The organism is Micromonospora sp. NPDC005215 (assembly GCF_040607915.1).
Taxonomy (GTDB): Bacteria; Actinomycetota; Actinomycetes; order Mycobacteriales; family Micromonosporaceae; genus Micromonospora.
The window spans coordinates 118,321-125,477 of sequence record NZ_JBEXHQ010000018.1; the positions used below are offsets into that span (position 1 = coordinate 118,321).

The following is a 7,157-nucleotide window of genomic DNA, read 5'->3' on the forward strand; positions in this document are numbered from 1 at the left end:
CCGAGACGTGCCGCCTCCGGAATAGTTGCGTCGTCAAATAAGTTGACAGCTGCGTCCGGGCACGACGAATGACCCGGTTCTACACGCAGGGAGCTGGTCATGCAGTTCGGAGTCTTCACCGTCGGCGACGTCACTGCCGACCCGACCACCGGTCGGGAGCCGACCGAGCATGAGCGGATCAAGGCCATGGTCGCCATCGCGCTCAAGGCCGAAGAGGTCGGCCTGGACGTCTTCGCCGCGGGCGAGCACCACAACCCGCCGTTCGTGCCCTCGTCACCGACCACCATGCTCGGCCACATCGCGGCGCGCACCGAGCGGCTGCTGCTGTCCACCGCGACCACGCTGATCACCACCAACGACCCGGTGAAGATCGCCGAGGACTACGCGATGCTCCAGCATCTGTCCGACGGCCGGGTGGACCTGATGATGGGCCGCGGCAACACCGGCCCGGTCTACCCGTGGTTCGGCAAGGACATCCGCGCCGGCATCCCCCTCGCGATCGAGAACTACGACCTGCTGCACCGGCTGTGGCGGGAGGACGTGGTCGACTGGAAGGGCAAGTACCGCACCCCGTTGCAGTCGTTCACCTCGACGCCGCGCCCGCTCGACGGCGTGCCGCCGTTCGTCTGGCACGGCTCGATCCGCAGCCCGGAGATCGCCGAGCAGGCCGCGTACTACGGCGACGGTTTCTTCGCCAACCACATCTTCTGGCCCAAGGAGCACACCGAGCGGATGGTCGCGCTCTACCGCCAGCGGTACGCGCACTACGGCCACGGCACCGCCGACCAGGCCATCGTCGGCCTCGGTGGGCAGGTGTTCATGCGCCGCAACTCGCAGGACGCGGTCCGCGAGTTCCGGCCGTACTTCGACAACGCCCCGGTCTACGGGCACGGGCCGTCGCTGGAGGAGTTCACCCGGGAGACGCCGCTGACCGTGGGCAGCCCGCAGCAGGTCATCGACCGTACGCTCGGCTTCCGGGAGTACGTCGGCGACTACCAGCGGCAGCTGTTCCTGATGGACCACGCCGGGCTGCCCCTCAAGACCGTGCTGGAGCAGCTCGACCTGCTCGGCGAGGAGGTCGTGCCGGTGCTGCGCAAGGAGTTCGAGGCGTTGCGCCCCGCGCACGTGCCGGACGCGCCGACGCACGCGTCCCTGGTCGCCGCCGCGGGCGGCGGCAAGGACAGCACAGTGCACGCCGTCGACGACGTGACGGGCAAGGCACCGGAGGGGGCGACCCGATGACCCACCGCACCCTGGCCGTGGTCTCGGCGGGGCTGAGTCAGCCCTCGTCGACCCGGCTGCTCGCCGACCAGCTCGCCGCGGCCACCCGCGACGAGTTGGTCCGGCGCGGCACCGAGGTGGAGTTGCACGTCGTCGACCTGCGGGAATACGCCCACGACGTGGTGAACAACATGCTCACCGGGTTTCCGCCGGCGGCGCTGCGCGAGGTCATCGACGCGGTGACCGGGGCGGACGGACTCATCGCCGTCACCCCGATCTTCAGCGCCTCGTACAACGGGCTGTTCAAGTCGTTCTTCGACGTGCTGGATTCCGCGTCGCTTGTCGACCGGCCGGTGCTGATCGGGGCCACCGGCGGCACCGCTCGCCACTCACTGGCACTGGAGCACGCCGTCCGCCCGATGTTCGCGTACCTCCGGGCGGTGGTGGTGCCGACAGCGGTCTTCGCCGCTCCGGAGGACTGGTCCGACGGCACTGCCGACGGCGCGTTGCGCGGCCGGATCCGGCGCGCCGCCGGCGAGCTGGCCGACCAGGTCGAGCGTCGGCCGCCGACCAGCGGCCCCGCCGACCCGTTCGCCCTCACCACCGACTTCCTGCACCTGCTCGACCGAGGCGACGGCGCGTCGGTCAGCTGACCGGGTGGGCGACCAGCACCGGGCAGTGCGCGTACTGGATCGACGCCTGGCTGACCGAGCCGAGCAGCAGACCCGCGAATCCGGCCCGGCCCCGGGTGCCCACGACCAGCAGCGACGCCCTGCCGCTGGCCTCGATGAGGCCCTGGGCCGGGCCGGCCGCCCGGACCGGATGCTCCCGCACCACCAGGTCGGGGTGCTCGGCGCGGATCGCCCGACAGCGGTGGGCAGATCCTGCTCGCCGGGCCGGTGATCCCCGACTGTCACAGCCGCTGCGTACTCTCGCCGGATGACGTCTGATCTGCGGCTGCGCCCGGTCCTGGAGGACGACCTCGTCGAGTTCTACCTGCACCAGCAGGATCCGGAGGCCAACCGGATGGCCGCGTTCGGGCCCAAGGACCCGTCCGACCGTCGTGAGTTCGCCGCACACTGGGCCCGGGTGCTCACCAACCCGGCCAACCGGGTCCGCACCATCGAGGTCGACGGCGCGGTGGTCGGCTACGTGAGCGCCTTCCCCGTCGAGGGTCAGACCGAGGTCAGCTACTGGATCGACCCGGCACGCTGGGGCCGGGGTCACGCCACGGCGGCCCTGGCCGCGCTGCTGCGCGAGCTGCCCCGGCCGGTGCACGCCCGCGCCGCCAAGGACAACGCCGCCTCCCTCGCGGTGCTGCGCAAGTGCGGGTTCGTGGTGGTCGGCGAGGACTCGGGGTACGCCAGCGGGCGCGGCGAAGACGTCGAGGAGTGGCTGCTGGAGCTGCCCGCCGATGCCGCTGACCTGGGCGGGCACTAGTCTCGCGCTGTGAACTGGTTGGATCTGGTCGGCTGGGCCGGCTCCGCGGTGCTGGTCTGGTCCCTGTTGCAGTCGCGCGTCCTGCGGCTGCGCGCGCTCAACCTCGTCGGCAGCGTCGTGCTGATCGGCTACAACGCCGCCATCGAGGTCTGGCCCATGGTCGGGCTCAACGTCGTGCTCGCGGCGATCAACATCTGGTACCTGCGCGGGATGCTCGCCACCCGGCACGACGAGCAGACCTACCAGGTGGTGGAGGTCGGTGTCGGCGACCAGTTCCTCGCGCACACGCTGCGGGTGCACGCCGCCGACATCGCCCGGTTCAACCCCGACTTCCACTGGGACCCGGACGCGTCCGGGCGATCGGCCTTCCTGGTGGTCACGGCCGACGAGGTGGTGGGCGTGGTGCTCTCGCACGCCGAGGCGCAGGGCGTCGCCCAGATCGATCTGGACTACGTGACCCCCAAGTTCCGCGACTTCACCCCGGGCGAGTTCGTCTACCGACGCAGCCACCTGTTCACCGAACGGGGCTTCCGCCGGGTGGTCAGCCCGCCCCGGATGGTCGCCCCCTACTACCACCGCCTCGGCTTTCGCCCGGAGGGCGACTCGTACGTGCTCGATCTGCCGGCGACCCCGGCCGCCGATCCCGCGTAGCGTCACCGGCGACCGATCCGGCGTAGCCTCACCGGGTCAGGATTCGGCGGGCACCGGACGGGGCAAACAGACGCCTACGCCGGGCGGGCTCGCCGACCGGCGGGCGCCGCGCGTACTGGCCGGTGCCATCACCGCAGAGGGAGCGAACCGGGCGTGCAGAGCTACGGGAGCCAACTGGCCCTGGTCGGAATCCTGGTCGTGATCAACGCGCTCTTCGCCGGCAGTGAGATGGCGCTGGTGTCGCTGCGGGACAGCCAGATCCAGCGGTTGGAGCGCACCAGCCGGGCCGGGCGGGTGCTGGCCCGGCTCGCCAAGGATCCGAACCGCTTCCTGGCCACCATCCAGATCGGCATCACCCTCGCCGGCTTCCTGGCCTCCGCCGCCGCGGCGGTCTCGCTGGCCAAGCCGCTCGTCCCGCTGCTCGGGGCGTTCGGCGGCGCGGCCGAGACGGTGGCCATCGTCGTGGTCACCCTCGCGCTGACCTTCGTCACCCTGGTCTTCGGCGAGCTGGCCCCCAAGCGGATCGCCATGCAGTCCGCCGAGCGGTGGGCGCTGCTGGTGGCCCGCCCCCTCGATCTGCTCGCCAGCTTCAGCCGGCCGGCCGTCTGGGCGCTCGGCGCCACCAGCGACGTGGTGGTCCGCCTGGTCGGGCTCAACCCGAAACACCAGCCGGAGGAGATCGGCCCGGACGAGCTGCGGGACATCGTCGCCGGCAACCACGGCTTCACCAAGGAACAACGCATCATCATCGCCGGGGCGGTGGAGATCGCCGACCGGCGGTTGCGGGCTGTCCTCGTACCCCGGTTGCAGGTCTTCACGCTCGACAGCGGCACCACCGCGGAGGCCGCGCGGCTCGTGCTGGCCGCCACCGGGCACTCCCGGGCGCCGGTCGTGCGCCACGGCGGCCTGGACGACACGGCCGGCGTGATCCACCTGCGCGACCTGGTGGGGGTGCCCGACGACCGCCCGGTCGACGAGATCGCCCGCCCCCCGATGCTGCTGCCCGACTCGCTGCCGGTGGTGGACGCGCTGCGCCAGTTCAAGGCCGAGCGCCAGCACATCGCACTCGTCGTGGACGAGCGCGGCGCCGTCGACGGCATCGTCACGCTGGAAGACATCCTGGAGGAGATCGTCGGTGAGATCTACGACGAGACCGACCGGGACGTGCGTTCGGTGCGCCGCGACCCCGACGGCGCGCTGCTGCTGCCCGGCACCTTCCCGGTGCACGACCTGCCGGACATCGGCGTCGAGCTGCCGTCACGCCCGGACGGCGACTACACCACCGTCGCCGGGCTGGTGCTGGCCCGACTCGGGCACATCCCCACCGTCGCCGGCGAGGACGTGACACTGGACGGGTGGGTGCTGATGGTGGCCGGCATCGACCACCGGGCGATCACCGAGGTACGGGTCAGTCGCGTACCCGATGCTGTCGACCCCGATGCCGACCAGGCGGCCGAGCCGGTGCTGGACGAGGCCCGCAGCTGAACCGTCCGGGTGCCGCCGCTCAGTCGCGGGACAGGTTCTGTAGCCGGACCTGACCACGGGCGACCAGCCGCTCGTCGGCATCGGTGATCTCCACCTGCCAGAGCTGCTGGCTGCGACCCCGGTGCACGGGCGTGCCGACCGCGGTCAGCTCCCCGTCCCGGACGGCCCGCAGGAAGTCGGTCTGGTTCGACACGCCGACCACCCTGCCCCGGCCGGCCAGCCAGAGGGAGCCACCCACACTGGCCGCGGTCTCCACGACCGAGCAGTACACCCCGCCGTGCTGGATGCCGAACGGCTGGTGCAGCTCCGGTCGGACCTGCCAGCTGATGACCACCCGGTCGGCGGACGCCTCCTCGAACTTCAGGCCGAGCATGGCAAAGAAACCACCCGTCAGATCCGGCATCTCCACGGCAAACCCCTCCTCGATCAACAGGGCGCCAGCCTAACCAGGGCGGGTTGCGGCAAACCCGGTACGGGTCGGAGCCGGCGATGGGGGAGAATCGGTGACCGTGACCGACAGCAGCCCCCCGCCGTCCGGGCGGGACTCCCTGACCGACGACCTGCTCTGGCGTGGCCTCATCCAGGACTCGACCGGCCTCGACGAGCTGCGCCAGCTGCTCGACGGTGGGACCGCCGCCACCTATTACGTGGGCTTCGACCCCACCGCGCAGAGCCTGCACGTCGGCTCGCTCATGCAGGTCACCACGGCCCGCCGGCTGCAACTCGCGGGTCACCGCCCGTTGCTGCTGGTGGGCGGGGCGACCGGGCAGATCGGTGACCCGAAGGAGAGCGCCGAGCGGACGCTCAACCCGCCCGAGGTGATCGCCGGCTGGGTCGAGCGCATCCGCGACCAGCTCGCGCCCTTCGTGTCGTACACCGGCGAGAACGCGGCGCACCTGGTCAACAACCTGGACTGGACCGGCGAGATGTCGGTGGTCGAGTTCCTGCGCGACGTGGGCAAGCACTTCCCGGTCAACAAGATGCTCGCGCGGGAGGTGGTGCGGGCGCGGCTGGAGACGGGCATCAGCTTCACCGAGTTCAGCTACCAACTGCTCCAGGCCAACGACTTCTTCGAGCTGCACCGTCGGCACGGCTGCCAGCTTCAGTTCGGCGGCTCCGACCAGTGGGGGAACATCACCGCCGGCGTCGACTACGTCCGTCGGCGTGGGGCGGGGCCGGTGCAGGCGTTCACCACGCCGCTGGTCACCAAGTCCGACGGCACGAAGTTCGGCAAGACCGAGGGCGGCACCGTCTGGCTCGACCCGACGTTGACCAGCCCGTACGCGTTCTACCAGTTCTGGCTCAACGTGGAGGACGCAGAGGTGGACCGCTACCTGCGGTACTTCAGCTTCCGTAGCCGCGACGAGTTGGAGGAGCTGGCGAAGGCGACGGCTGAGCGGCCGGCGGCCCGCCTGGCGCAGCGGGCGCTCGCCGAGGAGCTGACCACCCTGGTGCACGGCGCGGAGGAGACCCGGCAGGCGATCGCCGCCAGCCAGGCCCTCTTCGGGCGCGGGTCGCTGGACGACCTGGCACCGGAGACGCTGCGCGCGGCGTTGACCGAGGCCGGCCTGGTGCGTCTCTCCGGCGAGTTGCCGGACGTGGCGGGGCTGTTGCGGGACTCCGGGCTCGTCAGTGGCCTCAAGGAGGCTCGCCGGGTGATCGCCGAGGGCGGCGCCTACGTCAACAACAACCGGGTGACCGAGGTGGACGCCGGAGTGTCGCCGACCGACCTGCTGCACGGGCGATACCTGGTGCTGCGTCGCGGCAAGCGCTCGTTCGCGGGCGTTGAGCTGGGCGAATAGTCGACTGTCGACGATGTGACGGGGGACGCGTCCGGCGGATTTGACGATCATCCCGCCGGACGCGTAACTTTCTCTCTGCCAGCGCGGAACGGACGAAACAGGCCAAAGCCTGAGGCGGCCGGAGCGCGGGAATGACCGCCGGATCGGAGGGGTTGAACCTCTCGGGACCGGCGCCGGGTGGTGCCCCACAGTTCGCCGCGAGGCGGATTTGGCGCGGCGAAACCGACCGGGTATGGTTACCAACCGGCAGGGCACCGGGCAAGCTTGCGGGAGACCGCAGCGGCCGGCCTGCCGAATCCGTGACGAGAACGGCGCAAGCCGGTCGAGACATGGTGCCCGCATTACCGGATGAAGCACGACGAACCGCGAAACAGCGGTTTGACACGGCGGAAACGGGCGGGTAACGTAGTAAAAGTGCCTGGCGCTGGAAAGCGCTGAGGGACGCGAACGAAAAGCCCCGGTTGGGGTTCCACTGAGGTGGGGCTTCTGGTCGGTGTGTGGTTGTTCTTTGAGAACTCAACAGGGTGCTTGTAAAGCCAGTGCCAATTATGATTTATA

The 7,157-nt window shown here is 70.6% G+C and carries 7 protein-coding genes and 1 pseudogene; 6 read left to right on the forward strand and 2 right to left on the reverse strand.

Annotated features, from left to right (window positions below; all coding sequences use genetic code 11):
- Positions 1 to 99 precede the first annotated feature (99 nt).
- Positions 100 to 1,242: an LLM class flavin-dependent oxidoreductase gene (locus ABZU25_RS16215; protein ID WP_355030117.1), complete on the forward strand. Its 1,143-nt coding sequence runs from the start codon at positions 100 to 102 to the stop codon at positions 1,240 to 1,242.
- Positions 1,239 to 1,874, forward strand: a complete 636-nt coding sequence (locus ABZU25_RS16220) for an FMN reductase (protein WP_355030118.1) — start codon at positions 1,239 to 1,241, stop codon at positions 1,872 to 1,874. The genes ABZU25_RS16215 and ABZU25_RS16220 overlap by 4 nt, the downstream gene beginning before the upstream one ends.
- Here the strand turns inward: ABZU25_RS16220 and ABZU25_RS16225 are convergent.
- Positions 1,867 to 2,040, reverse strand: a pseudogene (locus ABZU25_RS16225) (universal stress protein); the annotation flags it as partial. The gene ABZU25_RS16220 and the pseudogene ABZU25_RS16225 sit on opposite strands and share 8 nt — an antisense overlap.
- A gap of 120 nt (positions 2,041 to 2,160) precedes the next feature.
- Here ABZU25_RS16225 and ABZU25_RS16230 point away from each other — a divergent pair.
- The 3 genes from ABZU25_RS16230 to ABZU25_RS16240 all read left to right on the forward strand — a co-directional run bounded on the left by ABZU25_RS16230 (position 2,161) and on the right by ABZU25_RS16240 (position 4,797).
- A complete protein-coding gene (locus tag ABZU25_RS16230) occupies positions 2,161 to 2,661 on the forward strand; it encodes a GNAT family N-acetyltransferase (RefSeq protein ID WP_355030119.1) in 501 nt (166 codons plus the stop codon).
- A gap of 9 nt (positions 2,662 to 2,670) precedes the next feature.
- The gene (locus tag ABZU25_RS16235) at positions 2,671 to 3,312 is read left to right on the forward strand and encodes a hypothetical protein (protein ID WP_355030120.1); all 642 of its coding nucleotides are present in this window, start codon (positions 2,671 to 2,673) and stop codon (positions 3,310 to 3,312) included.
- Positions 3,313 to 3,465: 153 nt separating this feature from the next.
- Positions 3,466 to 4,797 carry a hemolysin family protein gene (locus ABZU25_RS16240; protein ID WP_355030121.1) on the forward strand — a complete coding sequence of 444 codons (1,332 nt, stop codon included), beginning with the start codon at positions 3,466 to 3,468 and terminating at the stop codon, positions 4,795 to 4,797.
- A gap of 19 nt (positions 4,798 to 4,816) precedes the next feature.
- Here the strand turns inward: ABZU25_RS16240 and ABZU25_RS16245 are convergent, their stop codons facing one another.
- Positions 4,817 to 5,200, reverse strand: a complete 384-nt coding sequence (locus ABZU25_RS16245; RefSeq protein WP_355030132.1) for a PaaI family thioesterase — start codon at positions 5,198 to 5,200, stop codon at positions 4,817 to 4,819.
- A 106-nt stretch (positions 5,201 to 5,306) separates the two neighbouring features.
- On the opposite strand from ABZU25_RS16245, the gene tyrS reads away from it, so the two are divergent.
- Positions 5,307 to 6,599, forward strand: coding sequence for a tyrosine--tRNA ligase (tyrS, locus tag ABZU25_RS16250; protein WP_355030133.1), 1,293 nt, complete (start codon positions 5,307 to 5,309; stop codon positions 6,597 to 6,599).
- Positions 6,600 to 7,157 lie beyond the last annotated feature (558 nt).

Bases quoted from the DNA above. Each gene is read 5' to 3' on its own strand.
- ABZU25_RS16215 (WP_355030117.1), top strand. From the start codon at position 100: ATGCAGTTCGGAGTCTTCACCGTCGGCGACGTCACTGCCGACCCGACC.
- ABZU25_RS16220 (WP_355030118.1), top strand. From the start codon at position 1,239: ATGACCCACCGCACCCTGGCCGTGGTCTCGGCGGGGCTGAGTCAGCCC.
- ABZU25_RS16230 (WP_355030119.1), top strand. From the start codon at position 2,161: ATGACGTCTGATCTGCGGCTGCGCCCGGTCCTGGAGGACGACCTCGTC.
- ABZU25_RS16245 (WP_355030132.1), bottom strand. From the start codon at position 5,200: ATGCCGGATCTGACGGGTGGTTTCTTTGCCATGCTCGGCCTGAAGTTC.